Origin of the sequence: Caulobacter sp. SSI4214 (genome assembly GCF_012184455.1) — a bacterium.
In the GTDB taxonomy this organism is placed as follows: domain Bacteria; phylum Pseudomonadota; class Alphaproteobacteria; order Caulobacterales; family Caulobacteraceae; genus Caulobacter; species Caulobacter vibrioides_E.
Map to the genome: position 1 here is coordinate 23578 of NZ_SZWJ01000002.1, position 20136 is coordinate 43713.

The window sequence follows — 20136 nt, forward strand, 5'->3', positions numbered from 1 at the left end:
TGGATCGCTTCCAGCCTTCGCGCCGCGAAGTCGGCGACACGGGGAGGACGCCTAGTGAAACCGCTTGCCCTATCGCGCAGGACCGCGCTCGCCGCCTTGGCGACCGCCGGTTGGGCGCCGCGAAGCGCGCTCGCGGCGCCGGAGCCTTGGACAGGGGCCGACGCGATCGAACGCTCAGCCCGGCCGCCACGGTTCAAGGACGCGCTGTGGAGCATAGCGGCCATGGGCGCGGTGGCGGATGACGTCGCGGCGACGACCACCGCCATTTCGCGGGCGATCGAGGCCTGCGCCGCGGCCGGCGGCGGGCGGGTGCTGATCCCCCCTGGCCGATGGCTAAGCGGCGCGATCCGCCTGCGAAGCGGCGTCGAGCTGCATGTCGCCGAGGGCGCGACGCTCGTCTTCAGCACCGATCCCGCGCACTATCCGCTGGTGGCCACGCGATGGGAGGGGGTCGAACTGATCAACTACTCCCCTCTGATCTTCGCCGACGGCGAGCGAGACGTCGCCATTACCGGACGTGGCGTTCTGGACGGTCAGGGACAGGCCTGGTGGTCCTGGAGCGGCGGTCATAGGTTTGGCTGGCGCCCAGGCCTGCCCGATCAGCGCAAGGCCCGGCAAGCCCTGTTCGAGATGGCTGAGCGCGGCGTTCCTGTCGCTGAAAGAATTTTCGGGGAGGGTCATTATCTGAGACCGATGATGGTCCAGTTCCAGAACTGCGCCAATGTTCTCATCGAGGGCGTCACGCTGCGCGACGCGCCCTGCTGGACCCTTCACCCCGACCTCTGCCGCGATGTGATCGTCAGGGACGTGCGCGTCTTCGGGCACGGCCCCAACACCGACGGCTGCGATCCCGAATCCGTCGAAGGCATGCTGATCGAGCGCTGCGTCTTCGACTGCGGCGACGACTGCATCGCCATCAAGTCGGGGCGCAACGCGGATGGCCGGCGCCTAGCCAGGCCCACGCGCGATATCCTGATCCAGGACTGCGTCATGAAGGACGGCCATGGCGGCGTGGTGATCGGCAGCGAGGTGTCCGGCGGCGTGGACAATGTCTTCGTGCGACGATGTACGATGGACAGCGACCAACTCTGGTACGCCATCCGCTTCAAGAACAACGCGATGCGAGGCGGGCGCGTCGAGAACATCTATGTTCGCGACGTCTCGGTGGGGCGGGTCTCCCGCGCGGCGATCACCTGTGACTTCAACTATGAGGAGGGCGCCAAGGGCGGCTTCACGCCAATGCTGCGCAAGGTGCGGATAGAGCGAATGCGCGTGCGGGCCGGTGCTCAGGCCGTGGACCTGCAAGGCCTGCCGCTCGCTCCGATCGAGGACTTTCAGATCAAGGACTGCCAGTTCGAGGGCGTGACGCGGCCAAGCGTCGTCAGCCACGTGACGGGCCTGACGCTGGCCCGCGTCGAGGTCAACGGTCGCGCCGTCGCCGCGCTATAAGCGCGGCTTCGTCGCGACCGGCGAGACTCATTTCTCGCCTCGCGCAACCCGCACCCAGTCGAAGTCGGCCACGCCTTCTATGGTCCGCGCTGGATCGCCGTAGCTGAACAGCGCGGGACGCGAGCCCTTCCACCAGCTGAAGCGCGGAAGAGGCGCTTCGCCGGCATGGATGAAGGTCTTGCCGCCGTCGAGGCTGTAGCTGTAGCGGGCGATCTGGTCGGCGACGGCCACGCGCAGAGTAACGGTCCGCCCCGGAAGCGACGGCCCGAGCGTGTCGTGGCCCATTGACGAAAAGACGATCCGCGGCGCGCCGTCGGTCTTGAGGACGCCGATGGCGCTGACGCCGGCCCCGAACATCGCGAGGCCCGCCCGCTGCCCATCGACGAGGCCGCCCGCGTCGAGACGCGTGGTGATGACCGAGGTCAGGCTTTGCAGCGACTGGGTCAGCGTATTGCGGGCGCTCACCAAATTAGGCGCGGCGCGGCCGGTCAGGCGCAGGAAGCCTGGGCGCGCGGTGAGACTCCATCGCCGATCATCGGGATTGTGGTTCCATTCCCACTGCGGCCCCAGGGTGGCGCGGTTGAACATGTCGGACGTCTGGGGCGAAACCGACGGGAAGCGCCCGCCCACGTCCGGCATGACGTGCTCGGCGACCGGCTGGCCCGCGGTCTCGTCAGGCCCGGCGCCGGGGATCGGCTCTCCGATGAACGGCCAATCGTCTTTCCAAACGACGGGCTGCAGATGAACGATGCGCCCATAGGCTCCCGCGCTGTTGAAGTGCACGAACCAGCCCTGCCCGGACGGGGTCTCGATCCAGCCGCCTTGGTGCGGGCCCTTTAGTGCTGACTTGCCAGGGGCCAGGATGACCCGGCGCTCGTAAGGCCCCCACGGGCTCTTGGCGCGCAGCGCGACCTGGGGGCCGGTCTCCACCCCGCCGATCGGCGCGAAGATGTAGTAGTAGCCGCCGCGCTTATAGAGCTTGGGCCCCTCCAGGATGGGAAGGGCCTTGGCGTCCTCGACGATCACCGTTCCTGGATCGAGGACCGACTTCCCGTCCGGCGCCATGCGATGCAGCACGAGCGGCCCCGCCCCCACCTTGCCATGGACGAGATAGGCTTGGCCGTCGTCGTCCCAGAACGGACAGGGATCCTCCAGGCCGGGACCGGAGATCACCGCGACGGGCGGGCTCCAGGGCCCTTCGGGACGGGCAGCGGTCGACATGAAGATCCCCTCGTAGGGGGTCGCGAAATAGACGTAGAACAGTCCGTCGTGATGCCGGATCGACGGCGCCCAGACTCCGCCGGCGTAGCGCTGGCCGGAAGCGCGCATGTCCCGGGGCATTCGCGCTCCGGCGTCGTCGGTGGGAACGGGCCCGGGCAGATCGTACTCGGGCGCGAATGGCAACCTTGGCAGGACGTGACCAATGATCGTCCAGTGCACGAGATCCTTGGACGACAGGATGGGTACGCCGGGCGAGAAGTGAAAGCTGGACGCCACGAGATAATAGGTGTCGCCCACGCGGATGACGTCGGGATCGGAATAGTCCGCCGGCAAGATCGGATTGCGGTAGACGGCCGGCGCCTGCCGGGGGGAGGACGCGGTCTCAATCGCCGCCGCGTGAGCCTGGCCGGCCAGCGCCGCGCCAGCCATCCCGAGGGCCGCGAACCATTTTACGCGCATCACATCGACCTTGGACGGAGATGAGGACCGCCTCCCCAGCGGGGCGGGCCTAGAAGGTTTGGCTGACGGTCTCGTCAAAGCGACGGTCCTCGATCCAGCGACTGCCGAACGATCTGAAGGCGCTCACCTGATCCAGATGAAAGCTCGGCCCCTTGGGCACCCGCAGCCGGAAGAAATCGGCCTCGACCACGTCGTTCAGCCAAAACGCCGGTCGGGCGTCGGCCGCCTCGGTGACGATCTCGACATTGCTCATCTCGATGTTGCGGGCATGGCGGATGAAGAATCCCGTCGCCGGGAGGTCGCCGAACATGTCCGGATCCGGATAGGCCTTGTCGGCCTCGGGCGGATTCCGCTTGGCAAGTTCGCTCGAGCCGCCCCCCAACTGATGGAAATAGACGTCGCTGATCTTGACGTCCTCGACGGGATGGCCGGCGACGCCGGCGATGATCGAGGGCTGAGGCGTCGCGCCGTAGCTGACGATGTTCTGGATCGTGATGCGACGCAGCTTGCCGACGGGAACGCCCGCCGGACCGCGCATACGGCTGCCCAGGCGCAGGAACAACGGCGGGAACCCCAGACCGCGCATGGTGATGTTGCTGATGGCGATATCCTCGGTGAGCGCGCCGTCCATGGTCTCGAGCGCGATGCCGTAGCAGTGGTCGAAGACGCAGTTGGTGATCGTCACGTTCTTGAAGCCGCCATTCGACTCCGTTCCGAGCTTGATCCGGCCATAGCCGTGGAAGCCGGCGGGCATTGTCTTCCAAGAGCCGTCGACGACCGAGCCCATCTCGTAATTGCCGGTCAGATAGCAGTCGGAGATCGTCAGGTTCTCGGTCGGCCGAGCATAGCCGAGCGCGAACGAGCTCTTGGGGCAGATGCCGTCGTCCCACGGCGAATTGATCGTGCAGTTGGTGACCCGGACGTTGCGGCAGCAGTCGATGTCGAGACCGTCGCGATTGGTGTCGACGATCAGGTTGTCGATCGTCATGTTATCGACGCCCGTCGCCAGCAGCGCGAACCAACCGCCCCGCAGGATCTTGAAGTCGCGCAAGAGCACATTGCGGCAGTTCTTCAGGGCGATCGCCTTGTCACCGACGCCCGGGCCGGAAACATCCGGAGGATCATCGGCGAAGCGGTGGCCGCGGGTCAGTCCCCTGCCCCAGATCAGCCCTGGCCCGGTGATGGCGATGTCATGCAGGCCTTCGCCGAAAATCAGGCTGTTGGCCCAATGGCTGTGGCCATAGTCCTGATAGGCGTTGCCCGGGCCGGGGCCGGGGTCATCGTAGCCGTTCGGGGCGACGCCGCTCGGCTCGGCCGCCAAGATCACGGCTCCCTGATCAAGATGCAGCGTGACCTTGCTCTTCAGGCGGATCGTGTAACAGGCGTAGGTTCCCGCCGGGAAATAGACGGTCCCGCCGCCCAGCGTCGCGGCGTGATCGATCGCCTTGTTGATGGCTGGAGAGTCGATCGTCGCGCCGTCGGCTCGCGCGCCGAAGTCGCGGACATTGACCCCTCGGGGCGGTGCGCCAACGGCCGGTCCCGCCCCGCCCGCGGCGCGGGCGGGATGATCCGACGCCATGGCCCCGACGCCGACGAGGCCGCCCAGCACCAGCCCTCTACGATCCATGCGCATCGTTCCTCCCGCTGCCCGTTCCTCGGGTCTCGGCTTCATGCAAACAAGGCGGACGGAAAGCTGTCAACGCCGAATGTTACCGGTAGCAAAGATAATGCTAGCGTTGGCAATACACGGCGCCAGCGCTGGCCTCACGCCTTGCGCTTTGGATACAGAAGCTTAATCGTTCGCCCGAGGGGAGCTCAAAAGCATGATCGGGAAACATCCCGCCGCCAGCCTGTCGGTTACGATCGATGACGTCGCCAGAGCGGCTGGCGTCTCCATCAGAACCGTCTCGAGGGTGCTCAACGACTCGCCCAAGGTCGGGGGAGCAACCCGCGAAGCGGTGCAGGCGATCATTCGGGAGCTTGGTTACAGCCCCAGCGCCAGGGCCCGGGCCTTGGCCACGGGTCGCTCCAATCTCATCGCCGTGGTCCAGGATGACCCCAACGCCCACGTGATTGGCGTGATGCAGCGGGGCATCGCCAATGTCTGCGCGCGGCATGGCTTTGAACTCGTCGTCCATCCGGTCCGATTCAGCGATCCCGACGTCGCCCAGAACGTCGAGAGGTTCGCTCAGCGTTCGCGGGTCGACGGGCTGATTGTCTTGCCCCCGGCTTCGGAAATCGATGCGATCCCCCAGCGCCTGACGGCCATGGGTGTGCCGTCGATTGGCATCGCCTCGATCGATGTGACGGCTTACCCTTGTATGCTGATCAGCGATGAGCGATCCGCCGCCGCCGAGCTCGGCCGCCACCTGCTGCAGCTCGGACACAGACGGATCGCCATAATCGAGGGTCCCCCTCGCTTCCAATCGGCTCAACAGCGCAAGGCGGGTTTCTTGGAGGCGCTGGCGGCGTCCGGCGCGCCCGTTGAACTTGAACGGCGCGAGGGCGACTACGGGTTTGAAAGCGGCATGACCGCGGCGGCTTCGTTGCTTGGCATGAAGGCGCGACCAACCGCGATTTTCGCCTGTAACGACATCATGGCCGCCGCGGTGGTCAAGGCCGCGCGTGAAGCCGGCCTCGATATGCCAAGCCAACTCTCCGTCGCCGGCTTCGACGATTCCGATCTCGCCTCGATGATCTCTCCGGCTCTGACGACGATAAGACGGCCGCTCAGCGAGATGGCGGAAACAGCCACTGAGCGGCTGCTGGCGATGATCAATGATCGACCGCCCGAGCTTCGCCGACAGGCGGTGCCCTTGAGCGTTGTGCGCAGGCAATCGACCGCCGCTATTGGAGTTGGCGACGCCCGCACGTGAGGGGAGGCGCAAGCGGACATGTTCGCCAAGGATACGCCCCGCGCCATGCGCCCAAGGCTCTTGAAGCGGCGCGGACCATCGGCTTCGAACTTGGGCTTTCCGCCTGAGGGCCGACAACGTCCACGCCGTCGCCGATGAGGCCTCGGCGCGGCAAAAGCCTCTCTGACCAACTTTCCAACCCTTCCATTTTGTGGCACAGAATTCCACATAATGACAATGACACCGGTTGCAGTGGCATTGCGCGGAGGAAATCAGGGATGTTTAGAGTCTTCTCCACCCCCCGCGGCTTGATCGCTGTCGCGCTGGCCGGAACGGCGTTGGCGAGCGGCGCGACCGCGGCCGCCACGCCAGCGCGCGCGCCACATTCGGTCATTGGAAAGACCGTCTCGACGAAGCAGGAGACGCTGCCTTCGCGCGAGGCGGTGCTGACCGTATTGAACCGCGCGAATTCCGCGCAGATGAAGGCCATGCGCGCCGAGCCTATTCCGCTGACCACGGGCGGCGCGGTGCGTGAGATCTCGTCCAACTGGGTCTCGGCGACCTATTACGTCGGCGCCGCGCGCCTGGCCCGCGTGACGCAGGACAAGGAAACCCTGAAGTTCCTGACCGACGCCGCCGAGCACTACAACTACGCCCTGCGCGGGGCGAAGTCGGGCAAGGCCATGCTGAACGCCGACGAGATGGCGATCGGCGATCTTTATGAAGAGCTCTACGCCCGTCGCCGCCAGGAAGGCGTGATCATGCCCCTGCGCCAGCGCCTGGACTGGGCGCTGCCGCACCTGACCCGCCAGCCGATCCCCGAGCATCTGGTCTGGTGGTGGAGCGACGCCCTGTTCATGGCGCCTCCGGTCCTGGCCAGGATGAGCGCCCTGACCGGCGACGCCAAGTACCTCAAGGCGATGGACACCCAGTGGTGGCGCACCTTCGCCCGGCTCTACGATCCGGACGAGAGCCTGTATTATCGCGACGAGCGCTTCATTGAGCGCCGCGACGAACAAGGGCGCAAGCTCTTCTGGTCGCGCGGCAACGGCTGGGTGATGGGCGGCATGGCCAGGGTGCTTGAGGCGATGCCGGCCGACTACATCCAGCGGCCGCGCTATATCGCCATCTTCCAAGCCATGGCCAAGCGGATCGCCGGCCTGCAACGCGCCGACGGCCTGTGGCCCTCCAGCCTGTTGCAGCCGGACAGGTTCCCGGAGGCCGAAACCTCGGGGTCGGCCTTCTTCGTCTATGCCCTGGCCTGGGGGATCAACCACGGCGTCCTGGATCGCGCGACCTACCTGCCGACGGTCGTCAAGGGCTGGAAGGGCCTGGAAGCCCAGGTTCTGCCCAACGGCATGCTCGGCGCGGTGCAGAAGACCGGCGACCAGCCCGTCGCCACGGCTCCCGACGACATTGGTCCCTACGGCGCCGGGGCCTTCCTGCTGGCCGGCCTTGAGGTCATGAATCTTGGCGAGCCGGCGACCGCCCTGCCCCTGGCCGAGCCCTCGCCAGACGCCGCCGCCTTCGTCGCCGCCACCAGCCCGACGCCGGCCGCGCCGCGCACCGTGCGCGGCCCGGAAGAAGAAGCCCGACACGCCACGGAGATGAAGGCGGTCGCCGCCCTCGCCTATGATCCGGCGATCGAGGGGCCGGGCCTTGCGCCCGCGCGGGTTCCGCCCGCCGCGCCGGGCCAACCGACGCCTCCGAAGATGATTTACCGCATGGCCCCGCCGCCCGTGGGCCAGGACAAGCCGCGCGCCACGGTTCGCTACGCGCCCGAGCGCTATGACGACATCCTGTGGGAGAACGACCGGACGGCCCACCGCATCTACGGTCCGGCCCTGGAGCAGTACGAACCGCCCTCCAGCTCGGGCATCGACGCCTGGGGCAAGAGCGTCCGCTATCCGTTCATGACCCGCCAGCTGAGGACCGGCGATCAGCACGCCTACCACGGCGAAGGCGTCGACTATTACAACGTCAAGACCTGGCGCGGCGCGGGCGGCCTGGGCGTCTGGGACGGCGGCAGGCTTTGGGTGTCGCGAAACTGGAAGGACTACAAGATCCTGAAGGATGGCCCGGACGTCGCGTCGTTCAGGGTCAGCTATGCGCCCTGGAAGGTCGGACAAAAGCGCCAGGTCTGGGAGACGCGGACCTTCGCCCTGCCCTTGGGTACGAACTTCACGCGAATGGTCTCGACCTTCGGCTCGAACGCCAAGGCGCCGATCACCGTGGCCATCGGGATAACCAAGGCCCCGACCGCCAAGACGGCCGGCGACCTGCGCGCCGACAAGGCCAGGGGCGTGTTCTCATTCTGGGACGTCACCGATCCCGACAAGGGCGCGATGGGCGTCGCCCTGCTGGTCGACCCGCGCCAGATCGTCGACCTGGTCGAGACCGAGAGCGACTGGCTGGTTCTAGTCAAGGTCACGCCCGGCAAGCCGTTCGTCTACTACATGGGCGCGGCCTGGGACAAAGGCCTGGACTTCCACTCGCGCGCGGACTGGGAGACCTACGTCTTCGCCCAGAAGCCCGACTTCAACCCGGCGCGCTAAGCCGAACTGCCGGCCCGCGCGGTCGAGGTCGGTTCCCGCTTCCACCCCTTCACTTTCAGCGCCTGAGGCTCCCATGCAACGACGCGCTCTTCTCCAGCTCGGTCTCGTGGCCGCTTCCGCCCCCACCCTGGCGCTCGCCGCCGGCAAGGCGATCTTGGCCAACGCCCACGGCGCGATCGGCGACGGCGAGACCCTGAACACCAAGGCCATACAGGCCGCCATCGACGCGGCCGCCAAGACCGGCGCGACGGTCGCGCTGAAACCCGGCGTCTATCGCACCGGCGCGATCTTCCTGAAGTCGGGCGTCACCCTGCGGCTGGACAAGGGCGTGACCCTGCTGGGCTCGCGGAACATCGCCGACTATCCCGAGATGCCGACCCGCGTCGCCGGCATCGAGCTCACCTGGCCGGCGGCGCTGGTGAACATCTACCGGCAAAAGAACGTCCGCATCGTCGGCGACGGGACGATCGACGGCGATGGGAAGGTGTTCTGGGACAGCTACTGGGCGCTTCGCCGCGAATATGATCCCAAGGGGCTGCGCTGGGCCGCCGACTACGACTGCAAGCGCCCTCGCCTGATCCAGGTGTTCGACAGCGAGAAGATCGAGCTGGCCGGTCCGCGCCTGCGCCGCGCCGGCTTCTGGACCGTGCATGTCTGCTACTCGCGCGACATCCACGTCGCCGACCTGAACATCCGCAACAACGAAGGCGGCCGTGGTCCGTCGACCGATGGCGTCGATATCGATTCCTCGCACGACGTGCTGGTCGAGCGGATCGACGTGGCCTGCAACGACGACGCCCTCTGCCTGAAGGCCGGCCGCGACGCCGACGGTCTGCGCGTGAACCGTCCGACCTACAACGTCACGATCCGCGATTGCGTGATCCGCGACGCCTCCGCCGGCGTCACCTTCGGCAGCGAAACCTCGGGCGGCTTCCACGACATCAAGGTTTCGGGCCTGACCGTGCACCACCCGACGCCGGTCGGCATCCTGTTCAAGTCGGCGCACACGCGCGGCGGCACGGTGAAGGACATCGACATCGCCGACATGCGGCTGCACGACGTCGCCACCGTGCTGCGGGTGAACCTGAACTGGAACCCCAGCTACAGCTACGCGGAGATCCCGCGGGGCATGGCCGATGTGCCGCCATACTGGAAAATAATGACCCAGCACGTCCCGCCAGAGCAGGGTCGCTGCCGCCTGAGCGACGTGCGGATCAGCGACATCAAGGCTGTCGGCGCCAAGACCGCGTTCGAGGTCGCCGCCTTCCCCGACCTGCCGCTGGAGCGCTTCGCGTTCGACAGTCTGGACCTGGACGCCCAGGCCGGCGGCCGCATCGCCAACGCCAAGGACTGGACCTTCACCCGCAGCAAGATCGACACCCTGGACGGCAGGCCGCCCGAGATCGCCGCCTCGACGGGCGTGAAGGGTCTCTAGCTCGAGGCCCGGGGGCGAGCGCAGAAGCCGCTCACGCTTTCGGTCGCCCGGCCTAGTTCGGGCGCTCCAGGGTGACGGCCATCAGCCCGATCACCACCTCGTTGGCCGTCGCGCGCACCGTCAGGTCGCGCAGCGGCTTGCGCGGGTCGAGCGCCAGGGAAAGCACCGTGGCCGCGCCCCCTGGGATCTCGCGGCCCTGCCCCTTGAAGGTCACGGGGTCCAGCACGCGCACCTGTCCGGTCGCGAGGTCAACCCGCGTCGGCGGCGGGGTATCGACCCGGAACTGATAGTCGTCGAGGAAATAGTCCTCCTCGATCGGCCACCAGGTGTCGGGATTGCGCAGGGCGAGGCGATCGATCGTCCCGTCCTGATAGGTCACCACCACCTCTCCGTTGTCGAAACGGCTCTGCATCGGATTGGTCGAGCCAGCCATCAGGAGGTGGACACGGGACGCCTTGCCCGACAGCGGGATGACGTCTTGCCTGGGGTAGTTGTCCCAAAGCGAGGTGAAGACGATGTTGGGCGCATCGGCCGCGCCCGGCGTCCGGAACACGACACCCGAGGGCGTCGCGAATTGGCCGCCCTGCCTGGCCGCGACGCGACGCAAGCCGGTGTCGTCGATCACGGCCATCTGATTCACGTGGCCGGCCCAGCCGCCGAGACCCTGGGCCGGCACGCCCAGCGAGGGCCCACGCGGTCGCGGCGAGCGATACTTGTTCTTCGCATAGATCGCCGTGACGCGGTCGTTGAAGGTCACGGCTACCGGATCCATTCGCCCCGTCACGGTAGTCGGCGCCGACATGAGCGGCGCCTTGACAGAAGCGGGTCCGGCGATCGGCGCCAGCCAGGTCAGCCCGTTGCGCGAGACGCGCTGGAAGCGCCTTGCCGGCCCGATCGCGGAACTGTCGACAGCGGCGCCGCTCCAGCGCACGACCGCCTCGACCGGCTTGTCGCCGGGCGCCGTGATCTCGATGGCCGGACCGCCCACGGCGTCCGCCGCCGATTTCCAGGCCGCCTTCACGCCATTGATAACGACACCCGCCACGGCCTCGCGCGGGGCTCGCAGACGCAGCACCACGGTCTTGAAGCGCCCGTCGCGCGGCGTCAGCGTCCAGTGATCCTCGTCGCCCTGGCGCTTGAACTCATAGGCGAAGACCGGATGCGTGATCGACGCATGCCGCCAGCTCGCGGGGAAACCAGGCCGGATCGTCAGCCTCCCGGCCAGCGCGTCGGGACGGAGACCGAACAACCCCTCGACAAGGGTCCGCGCGGTGACCCCGGCGCTGTCGGCGAAATCGCGCTGAGATTCTCGGCGATAGACATCAGGCCAAGCCAGCGTGCCCATGTTGCCAGGCGAGACCCCCATGAACATGCTGGCCAGCATGCCGCTCTTGGTCAGGCGAAAGGCCTCGTCGCTCCGCCCCGCTTCCCACAGGGCCAGCGCCGCGTGCAGGTTCTCCTGGGTGGCGACGTTGTTGATCGACCACGCATAGGGCATCCAGTCGGTCGTGGCGTAGAGGCCATAGGCGGCGTCGGCCGGCACGCCGGGTCCCTTGATCGGTATGCGCGGCAAGCGCTCGAGGGCGTCAGACATCCGCCAGGCGTCGGCCGGCGAAACGACCTCGGAATCGATGGCGTGGTAATAGGTCCATAGGGCGAACGCCGGGTGCAGCCTCTGCTCGCCCATCAGGTCCTTGTATTCGGCGAAGGCGCCGACGTCGGGCATCCAGAGCAGGCCGCGCATGGCCTCCTGGATGGCGTCGGCCTCCCGATCGTAGGGCGCGGGATCCTCGCCGATCAGCCGCGCGACCCTGGCCGCCATGCGGTTATGATAGGCCAGATAGGCCGACGAATGGGTAGCCCCGCCGCCGTTGTACGACAGGTGGTCACTGGCCCAGATCTGGGCGTAGGCCTCGTAGAGCGGCAGCTTGCGGGGGCCGAATTCGCGGCGGAACAGCCGGCGCTCCCAGGCCAGGTGCCGGGTGATCGTCGGCCACAGATCGCGGGCCAGCTTCAGATCGCCGGACCACATCAGGTGTCGGAACAGCGCGTCGATATAGACCGTGTTCATGTCGTAGTGCGAGTTCGAGAGATCCCCGTTCGAATGCAGCGCCTTTTCGGCGCGCGCCAGATTGGCGTCCTCGTCGGCCGGCGGGATCGCGTCCGGGATCGGCGAGACGTTCTGGCCCTTGGCCCAGTCGCGGAAATGCCGGTCGGCGCGATCAGCGCGCCCCAGGGCGTCCAGCCAGTAAGGGCCGCGCCACCCCAGCAGCTTGGTCCGCCAGGCGACCGCGCCGTGCATGACCGCTTGCTGTGGCCCGTCCCAGGTGGCCTCCGCCCCGACATTCAGGGCGGCCATGGCGGCGTTGATATAGGGGTCGGGCGTCTCGATCCGCACCTGATCCCGCAGGGCCTGGAAGTGGCGCCGCGCCTCCTCGAACCGCGCGGCCAGTTCGGCCCGGGCGAAGGCCGGCGGACGGCTGGCCGGCGCGGCCTTGTCCTCGGGACGGTCGGCGCGCACGGCTTTGTAATCCGCCAGATCGTCGGCGACGCCGGCGTCCACACGCTGCAAGGAGAGGATGAGCGGCGTGTCCGAAGTCAGGTCCGAGCGCCCAATGGCGACAGCGCCCTGTTCTGCCGCGCCGCCAGCCAGCAGGCGCGGCAGGTCGTTCCAGGCGCTCGCCTCGCCACGCTGATAGCGCGCGTGGCTGCTAGCGGCGCCGATGATGGTCGCCTGGGGCGCGCTGAGCCTGAAGCCGTCATCGCTCACGGCGACGCGGTTGGTCTCGGCGAAGGACGGCTTGAACTGGAACCACTCGGAGATCGGAACCTTCTCGGTGCCGATGTCGCCATCGCGAACGCCGCGCTGGCCGGTGATCCCGCCGAACGCCCAGATCAGCTCCAGGCCGGGCGGCAGGTCGACGCCCTCGATCCGCAAAGCCAGGCCTTCGGTGGCGGCGTAGGCCACGGCCTCGATACGCAGCACGCCGTGACCCAGCAGCGGATCGCGGACCTCATAGAGCAACTCGCCAGGACGATAGCGGGTGGTGATCCGCGCCGCTTCCTGCAACCAACGCGCCCCGGAAGGGCCAGCCAAGCCCAGGCGCAGATTGCCACCGCGCCCCGGCAGGTAGAAAACGAACTCTGGCTTATCGCCGCCGTCCACGCGGAACGCGGTGTCGCCGCCATAGAGCGGGCGATTGAAGGTCTCGACGCCATTCTCGATGACGAAGTCGCCGCCGTCCGGGCGGTAGCGGATCGGCCGCTCGATGTTGTCCACGAGATTGGGACGAGGTCCGCCGACCGCCGTCGGCGCGGTCTGGGCGTAGGCTCCGCCGCAGCCGAGTCCGGCGACCAGAACCAGCGCCAGACCGGCGCCGCGACGGATGAAGCTCATGCCCACTCCCTAGAGCCCGCCCGCTTCGAATGGAATCATTTGAAGCGGATAAACAAGCTATAAATTCAGATATTTAGAGCGCGTTCGAGCGGCTTTACGCTCCGGCCTTGGCGACCTCGACGGCGTACACATGATTGGCCCCATGCATGTTCGAGGTGAAGACGATCCACTTCTGGTCGGGGGTGAAGGTCAGGTTCGGCTCAAGACGGTAGTCGTGAGCCGACATGTCCACCAGCCGCTCGCTAGCCATCTTGTCCACGGTGATCAGGTCATCGGTGTAGAACTGGGTCGCCGCGTCGCGGATGGTCTCGGGCCGGAAGGCGTAGATCCATTTGCCGTCGGGCGCGTGGGCGACCATGTCGGCGTCGCCGCCGTCGCCGGCGAACAGCTTGCCGTCGGGCGCCACGTTGTAGTGAACCGACCACTCGTTCTGCTCGACCCGGCGATAGAGCTTCCTGCCCGTCGCCAGTTCGTGGCCGGCGATCCAGAACACCTGGCCGCGCGGGGTCTGCAGATCGTACCAGATCCATTTGCCGTCGGCCGAGAAGAACTCGTGTCCGGCGATCTCGAAGTTCATGGTCCGGGTGTGGATCTTGGCGAGGGCCGTCCCGTCGGCGCGGATCGTCCAGATGCGGTCGACGCGGTGCCAGGGCCCCTCGTGGCAGAACATCACCAGGGTCGGATCGGTCGGCGAGAACTGAGCGTGACCCAGCCACTTTTCGGAGGCGTGGACGACCTTGCGCTCGCCGGTCTTGAGATCGACCGTGAAGATCTCCATGGGCGTCGGCGTCTCGAAGCGCTCGGTCATCCGCACGCCCTTGGCCTTGGCGAACGACAGCGGCTTTCCGTCGGGCCCCAGCGCGGCGTACTCCGCCTGGCCGAAGCGCTTGAGATCGTCGGCGGTCTTGGGCTGCAAGGGCTTGCCGCCATAGGTCACGACGCCCAGCAACAGCGTCTCGTCGGCGTTGATCGACGTGATCCCGCCCTGGGCCAGCTTCGCCACGACCTTGGCTTCGCCGCTGTCGATATCGAGGGCGTGGATGGTCTTGGGGCGATCGGCCGGCTGACCTTCGCCAGGCGCCGTGACCGAGTAGTACAGCCGCCGCGACGCGCGTGGGAAAAAGAGCAGGTCCGCGCCCTTTGTGTTGGGCAGCGGCGTCAACTTGAAGGTCCCGAGATCCACGAGCGCGATGCCCGACGGCGTCGTGATCGCCAGCTTGTCTCCCCGCGGCGTGTAGCCGTGCTGGTGGAAATAGAGGTTCTTGCTGCCCCCCTCTTCCGACAGCCGCACGATGCGGTGACCCGTCTTGGGATCGATCCAGTCCTTGGGCGCGGGCGCGAGCGGACTCGGCGACGTTTCCCGCGCCAGGGCAGGCGCCGCCAGGCCCGCGGCGGCCAGGCCCAGAACGGTTCTGCGAGCGATCACGACTTTAACTCTCCAAAAAAACGGGGCCTGGCGGGAGGGAAGGCCCACGCCAGGCCCCAGGGAGGAGGCTCTTGAAACGTCAGTAGGTCCAGCGCACGCCCAGCAGAATCTCCCGCCCGGTGTGGCGGTAGTCGCTGACGCGGTCTGCGGCGTCGACATAGGCGTCGGTGAACTTGTCGCCGAGGTTGATGCCTTCCAGCGTCACGACGAGGTTCGGCCGCAGCTTATAGCTCGACGAGAAGTCGTAGTAGGTGCTGCCGTGCGTGCCGTGCTCGCTATTTCCGTTCGAGCCGGGGAACTGGGTGAGGAAGCCGGACCGACGCGCCAGCGAGGTGCGAGCGCTGAACTTGCCGCGCTCGAAGTACAGCGTGGCGTTCGCCGTGGTCTTCGACTGGCCGGTCAGCTTGTTGTAATTCGGCGCGGCCTTCGTGCCGTAGTTCACGCTCGAGTCGACGTAGGTGAAGTTGCCGATGAAGCCGAAGCCGCGCAGGTAGTCCGGCAGAAATTTGAACGGCTGCTGGTACTGGACCTCGACGCCCTTCAGCCAGCCGCCTTCGCCGTTGTACGGGTTGGTGACGTCGAAGATGTCGTTGACCGAGACGCCCGCGCTGGTGCTGAGCAGGCTCGCCGGCAGGCCCAGCGAACTGTAGACGGCGCGGGTGGTCTGGTTGGCGATGAAGCTATCGATCTTCTTGTAGAAGATCGCCACGCCGAGCAGCGATTCCGGGGCGAAATACCATTCCGCCGACAGGTCGAAATTGGTGGCGCGAAACGGCTCCAGGTCCGGATTGCCGAAGTTCACCGTGCGCGTCGAGGCGCCGACCGAACCGCCAGGCGTGAGGCTGCCCAGGGTCGGACGGGCCATGACCTTGGCGACGCCGCCGCGCAGGATGAAGTTGTCGCGCGGCTCCAGGGTGATGTTCATCGACGGAAGGACGTCGGTATAATCGTTGTTGGCCGTCAGATAGACGCCGCTGCCGATGAAGCCCCGCGAAGTGACCTTGGTGTGGGCCACGCGGAAGCCGAAGTCCGAACGCAGCGGCATGCCGCCGAAGATCGTGGCGTCGACCACGGCCTGACCGAAGCCCGAAAGGTCCTTTTCCTCGACATCGCGCGTGTCGCCTTGCAGGACGACCAGCGGGTAGCTCAGCAGGTTGGTGTAGGCCAAGGCCTTGCCGATGTCGGCGACCACGTACTTGCGATCGCCGCCCGGGAACGGAAAGTCGCGGCCGAACTCGACGATCTTGGAGAAAGCGCCCACGCCGACCACTTGGTTCGCGCCGGTCAGGACCTGGTTGCGATTGGCGCCCCGGTACTTGACCACATATTGCTGGGCGTCGAGCCCGCCGCGCAGCTTCAGGTGCTGGTCGACGTCGAACTCCAGATCGCCGCCGGCGGTGCGGGTGATGTTCAGCGAGGTCTGCACCGCCGAACGCATTTCGGTCAGGGTGAACAGCGCCGGATTGGTGACGTCGAAGCCGTAGGTGATGATCGGCGTGCGGTCGTTCTGGCGACCATCATAGATGTAGCCGTTGACGTCGTTGCGATCGAGCTGGAACGAGATCTGCTCGGGCATGCGGTAGTCGGAATTGGCCACGCCGATGCGGGCCTGGCCGCGCAGCCGGTCGCTGAACGCGTACTTTCCGGTCAGGGTGACCTGACTGAAGGTGGTGTGATCGCGCTGCGTGCCATTCTCCGAGCGGACGTCGACCTTGTCGAACACCCCATAGGTGAAGGTGTTGCGGTCGTTGATCGCGTAGTCGCGGACGATGGTCGCGCCGACGCCCGCCGCGTTCGAGCGGCTGAACGAGATGGCCTCCAGGTTCGGGCTTTCGGTGAACTGGTTGAGGTCCGAATACAGGACGTCCAGCGACAGTTCCGCCTTTGAACTCGGCCGCCACTGGGTGGAGAAGGTGACGCCCAGGCGTTCGGAGTCGATCTTGGAGGCGGTGTAGCGCGGGATGCGCGGGTAGAAGGCGTTCTGAACCTTCGCAAGCTCCGCGGGCGTCGCGCACTTCGAGCAACCGGCGAAGTTGTCGCTGGCGTCGGCGCCTTGCCAGCGCGTCGTATTGAAGCCCTCGGCCACCGGCTGGCGCTTGGAGTATGCCACCGAGGCCAGCACGCCGAAGGTCTTGTCCGGGTTGGACCAGCTGAGCAGGCCGGCCGCCCGCGGCAGGACGCGGTCGGTGATGCTGTTCAGGCTGCCTTGGGCCGACGCGGCGGCCTTGAAGCCGGTGTAGTCGAAGGGGCGACCGCTCTGCAGGTCGACCGTCGCGCCCAGCGATCCCTCGGCGATGTCGGCTGACTGGGTCTTGCGCACCGTGATGCTGTTGAAGAGTTCCGAGGCGAAGACGTTGAAGTCGAAGCCGCGGCTGCGATTGCCGCCGCCCGTGGCGATGGCTTCCACGCCGTTGATGCGCACGCGGGTGAAGTCGGCGTTCAGGCCGCGCACCGAGATCTGGCGACCTTCGCCGCCGACGCGATCGATGGTCACGCCCGGCAGGCGCTGGATGGCTTCGGCCAGGTTCTGGTCGGGAAAGGCGGCGATGTCCTCGGCCAGGATCGTGTCGATCGCGCCGATGCTGGCGCGCTTGGCGCCCAGAGCCTTGCCGAGGCTAGAACGGTAGCCGGTGACGATGACTTCCTCGACCTGGGTCTGGCCCGAGGCTGGAGGAGCGGCGGTCTGGGCGGAAGCTTTGCCAGCGCTGGCAAAGCCAGCAATGGTCATGGCCGCGCAAGAGACCAGCAGACGCGCCTTGAAGGTGCTCGACATCATCCTGTGTTTCTTCCCAAACGGCGCTTTGACACCGGTGTCTTCATTGCCCACAATTTTTCATATTGTGGGATATTTATCCATATATTGCTCATCATCTCGAAGAAACGCAACCCCCCGTTTTGCCATTTGGCCAGGATGTCCGGGAAATTGACGTGCGGATAGGGAGCGGTGGCTCGGGCGACGCACGCGCCGCGGCCGCGCCTAGAACGCGTTGGGTATGAGCGACTGAACCGCTCGACCGCGCTCCAAATATTGAGCTCTAGGGAAGCCGCTTAAAGCCTTCGGCGCGAACGGTCCATTTGCCGTTCTTCGGGAAGCCCGGCGCGGGCCCCTTCGAGCCGTCCCATCCCCCAGCCATCATCGCGACGGCCGCCAGCAGCGAGCCGTTCGACGGGAAATAGGTCTCGGCGGCTCGCGTGTAGCCAGGGCCGTCGGGACCGACCTCGCCCCCCTCCCCGGCCTTGGGCACGAAGGCCTGGGCGTGTTCGTCCAGATGCACGCGGGGCGTCATGCCCGACACGCCGAACTTGTTGTTCTTGGCGTCGTAGAACAGCCAGTCAACGGCCTTCTCGGGCTCGTTCAACCGGGCGGCGGTCATCGCCGCCATCGGATAGTCCCAGCCCCAGGTCTGGCGCAGATCCCAGTCGCTCTCCACCGCCCGCAACGTGCGCCGCATGGTCTCCGGATCCGCCTTGCCGGGGATCAGGCCATAAGCCATCAGGAACGAGGGGTGGTCGCGGTTCATACACTGGGCGCCAACGGCGCGCCTGGAACACGGCTGGCTCTTGGCGACGGCCCAGAAGTCGGGCGCGGACTCCGCGGGCAGGTATAGTCCATCCTTGGTCGCCAACGGGGCGAGACCGTTGATCACCGCGTCCCATTCGGGCTTGCGCGCCAGGCCGGCGCGTAGGCGCCATCGCTGCGCCGTCTCCAGGCCCCATCGGTAGTATTCCAACTCGAACGCGGGATTGAAGGTCGTCAGCGGATCGTGGTTTTCCTGTACCGGAATGATCGGCGGACCGACCACGAAGCGGCCCTTGTCGTCGCGATGCGGGAAGCTGGCCAGCAGGTCGGCGGTTTCGGAGACCAGTTGGCCGTACTTGGCCAAAGTCGCCTTGGTCGGCTTGTCACGCCAGATCAGCTCCGACATCCAGATCGGATGCGGTTGCTGCCACATGATGAAGGGCGAGACCTTGCTAGGACTGTCAACGCCGTCAGGTCCGACCATCTTGGGCCACCAGGCGCCTTTCAGGCCGTGACTAGCGGCGCGAGCCTTGGCGTCCTTCAGATGGCCAATGTACCAGGGCAGGCTACGCTCGAGATATTCCGGCTTGTTCCAAAGCGCGAAATGGCCGGCGTGCCAGGCATGCATCTCGAGATGGAACTTGCCATTCCAGCTGTTTGAGAACAGCCCCTCCTCCTGCGGCGGGACCTCGCCCGCGCCGTTCAGGGCCATCAGATATTGCGACAGCACGACCCGCCGCTCCAGCTCGGCGGCGCGCGGATCCGCGCTGCCCGAGAAGTCGACGGCGGCGCCTTCGGTCCAATAGGATCTCCAGTGCGATCGCGTCGCCTGATCGGCCGCCTTCACCGTCGGCAGTTTCGGCAAGGCCTGGCGCGAGAAGGCGACCTCGAGGCCCAACGTCCGGCTCCTGGCCTTGGGGCCGACGAGATAGGCGTGCGGCCCGGCCGCCGTGAAGTCCACGGCGCGATCGGCTTGCAGAGCGGCGAAGTAGCGCGTGTCGTCCAACCGGCGCGCGACGTCGAGGCGCGCGGCGCCCTCGGCCGTCACCTTGGTCGTGTGCAGCGCCGGATGGCTCCAGTCGGAGGGATCCGGGTTCAGCGTCCTTGAAACGCCCGGGAACTTCACCGACAGCTTCAGACGCCCCTGCTCGACCAGGGCGGACTCCACGTCGACGACGATCATGTCCAGTGTCGGATGCACCCGCGTGCGAACCGTCACGGTCTGGCCATCATAGACGAAGCGGCTGGTCAGGACGCCGGTCCAGAGATCGAGCGTCTGCTCCGTCCCGGTGAGGTCCTCGAACCTAGCCGGATTGCCAGCCCGATCCCGCAGATCCAACCCCACGCGCCCCAGCGAAAAGCGGTGGGGGTTTTCGCGTAGATAGGCCATGGCCGGGCGGCTCTCGGCCTCGCTCCAGTCCTTCATATAGGCGTAGGGCTGCTTGGTCCCGCGCACGTCGATCGGCGTCGTGACGTCGGCGTAGCTCCAGTTATTCGGGTTCGGAAAAGCGTGCCAGGCCCACTGCGCCTCCGTCAGGAGCGGCGCGAGTTTGGAATAGGCTTCCGGAAAGGTCTGCAGGCCCGTGATGTCGGCGGTGAACCCGATCTGGCCGTTGCCGACCATCAGAGGCGCGGAAGGGTCGACCTTGGCCAGCTTGACATTGTGGCGGGTGACGAGCGCGTGGCGGTCGATGGGCTGGGCCACAGCTGGCGCGACCAGAACAAGGGCGGCCAAGCCGGCCAGAAGCGCGCTTCGCATCGTCTACTCCCAGAACGCTTTGTCCGCGGTTGGACCACGGTTGAACGCCACGTCTACCAC

The 20136-nt window shown here is 66.7% G+C and carries 10 protein-coding genes; 4 read left to right on the forward strand and 6 right to left on the reverse strand.

From position 1 onward, the window contains the following. Nucleotides 1–222 precede the first annotated feature (222 nt). On the forward strand, nucleotides 223–1449 hold the full coding sequence (locus FCU40_RS00985; RefSeq protein WP_168072309.1) for a glycoside hydrolase family 28 protein: 1227 nt from the start codon (nucleotides 223–225) through the stop codon (nucleotides 1447–1449). A gap of 27 nt (nucleotides 1450–1476) precedes the next feature. Here the strand turns inward: FCU40_RS00985 and FCU40_RS00990 are convergent, their stop codons facing one another. Further along, the gene (locus FCU40_RS00990; RefSeq protein WP_168072311.1) at nucleotides 1477–3129 is read right to left on the reverse strand and encodes a glycoside hydrolase 43 family protein; all 1653 of its coding nucleotides are present in this window, start codon (nucleotides 3127–3129) and stop codon (nucleotides 1477–1479) included. Nucleotides 3130–3178: 49 nt separating this feature from the next. Continuing rightward, nucleotides 3179–4756 (reverse strand): glycoside hydrolase family 28 protein, encoded by a 1578-nt coding sequence (locus tag FCU40_RS00995; protein ID WP_168072313.1) that lies wholly within the window; start codon nucleotides 4754–4756, stop codon nucleotides 3179–3181. Between the two features lie 196 nt (nucleotides 4757–4952). On the opposite strand from FCU40_RS00995, the gene FCU40_RS01000 reads away from it, so the two are divergent. The 3 genes from FCU40_RS01000 to FCU40_RS01010 all read left to right on the forward strand — a co-directional run bounded on the left by FCU40_RS01000 (nucleotide 4953) and on the right by FCU40_RS01010 (nucleotide 9974). Next, nucleotides 4953–6005: a LacI family DNA-binding transcriptional regulator gene (locus tag FCU40_RS01000; RefSeq protein ID WP_168072315.1), complete on the forward strand. Its 1053-nt coding sequence runs from the start codon at nucleotides 4953–4955 to the stop codon at nucleotides 6003–6005. A gap of 257 nt (nucleotides 6006–6262) precedes the next feature. Then, nucleotides 6263–8539, forward strand: a complete 2277-nt coding sequence (locus FCU40_RS01005; RefSeq protein WP_168072317.1) for a glycoside hydrolase family 88 protein — start codon at nucleotides 6263–6265, stop codon at nucleotides 8537–8539. A 73-nt stretch (nucleotides 8540–8612) separates the two neighbouring features. Further along, entirely contained in the window at nucleotides 8613–9974 is a 1362-nt protein-coding gene (locus FCU40_RS01010; RefSeq protein ID WP_168072319.1) for a glycosyl hydrolase family 28 protein, read from the forward strand. A 52-nt stretch (nucleotides 9975–10026) separates the two neighbouring features. On the opposite strand, the gene FCU40_RS01015 is transcribed toward FCU40_RS01010, so the two are convergent. The 4 genes from FCU40_RS01015 to FCU40_RS01030 all read right to left on the reverse strand — a co-directional run bounded on the left by FCU40_RS01015 (nucleotide 10027) and on the right by FCU40_RS01030 (nucleotide 20076). Beyond that, nucleotides 10027–13371, reverse strand: a complete 3345-nt coding sequence (locus FCU40_RS01015; RefSeq protein ID WP_168072320.1) for a DUF4450 domain-containing protein — start codon at nucleotides 13369–13371, stop codon at nucleotides 10027–10029. 94 nt (nucleotides 13372–13465) lie between these two features. Then, the gene (locus FCU40_RS01020) at nucleotides 13466–14797 is read right to left on the reverse strand and encodes an oligogalacturonate lyase family protein (RefSeq protein ID WP_168072321.1); all 1332 of its coding nucleotides are present in this window, start codon (nucleotides 14795–14797) and stop codon (nucleotides 13466–13468) included. 79 nt (nucleotides 14798–14876) lie between these two features. Beyond that, nucleotides 14877–17573, reverse strand: a complete 2697-nt coding sequence (locus tag FCU40_RS01025) for a TonB-dependent receptor (protein WP_168072323.1) — start codon at nucleotides 17571–17573, stop codon at nucleotides 14877–14879. Nucleotides 17574–17832: 259 nt separating this feature from the next. Further along, nucleotides 17833–20076, reverse strand: a complete 2244-nt coding sequence (locus tag FCU40_RS01030) for a hypothetical protein (protein ID WP_168072325.1) — start codon at nucleotides 20074–20076, stop codon at nucleotides 17833–17835. Nucleotides 20077–20136 lie beyond the last annotated feature (60 nt).

Excerpts from the sequence above, each read along its gene's own strand:
- FCU40_RS00985 (WP_168072309.1), top strand. The coding sequence starts at position 223 with ATGGGCGCGGTGGCGGATGACGTCGCGGCGACGACCACCGCCATTTCG.
- FCU40_RS00990 (WP_168072311.1), bottom strand. The coding sequence starts at position 3,129 with ATGCGCGTAAAATGGTTCGCGGCCCTCGGGATGGCTGGCGCGGCGCTG.
- FCU40_RS00995 (WP_168072313.1), bottom strand. The coding sequence starts at position 4,756 with ATGGATCGTAGAGGGCTGGTGCTGGGCGGCCTCGTCGGCGTCGGGGCC.
- FCU40_RS01000 (WP_168072315.1), top strand. The coding sequence starts at position 4,953 with ATGATCGGGAAACATCCCGCCGCCAGCCTGTCGGTTACGATCGATGAC.
- FCU40_RS01005 (WP_168072317.1), top strand. The coding sequence starts at position 6,263 with ATGTTTAGAGTCTTCTCCACCCCCCGCGGCTTGATCGCTGTCGCGCTG.
- FCU40_RS01010 (WP_168072319.1), top strand. The coding sequence starts at position 8,613 with ATGCAACGACGCGCTCTTCTCCAGCTCGGTCTCGTGGCCGCTTCCGCC.
- FCU40_RS01015 (WP_168072320.1), bottom strand. The coding sequence starts at position 13,371 with ATGAGCTTCATCCGTCGCGGCGCCGGTCTGGCGCTGGTTCTGGTCGCC.
- FCU40_RS01025 (WP_168072323.1), bottom strand. The coding sequence starts at position 17,573 with ATGATGTCGAGCACCTTCAAGGCGCGTCTGCTGGTCTCTTGCGCGGCC.
- FCU40_RS01030 (WP_168072325.1), bottom strand. The coding sequence starts at position 20,076 with ATGCGAAGCGCGCTTCTGGCCGGCTTGGCCGCCCTTGTTCTGGTCGCG.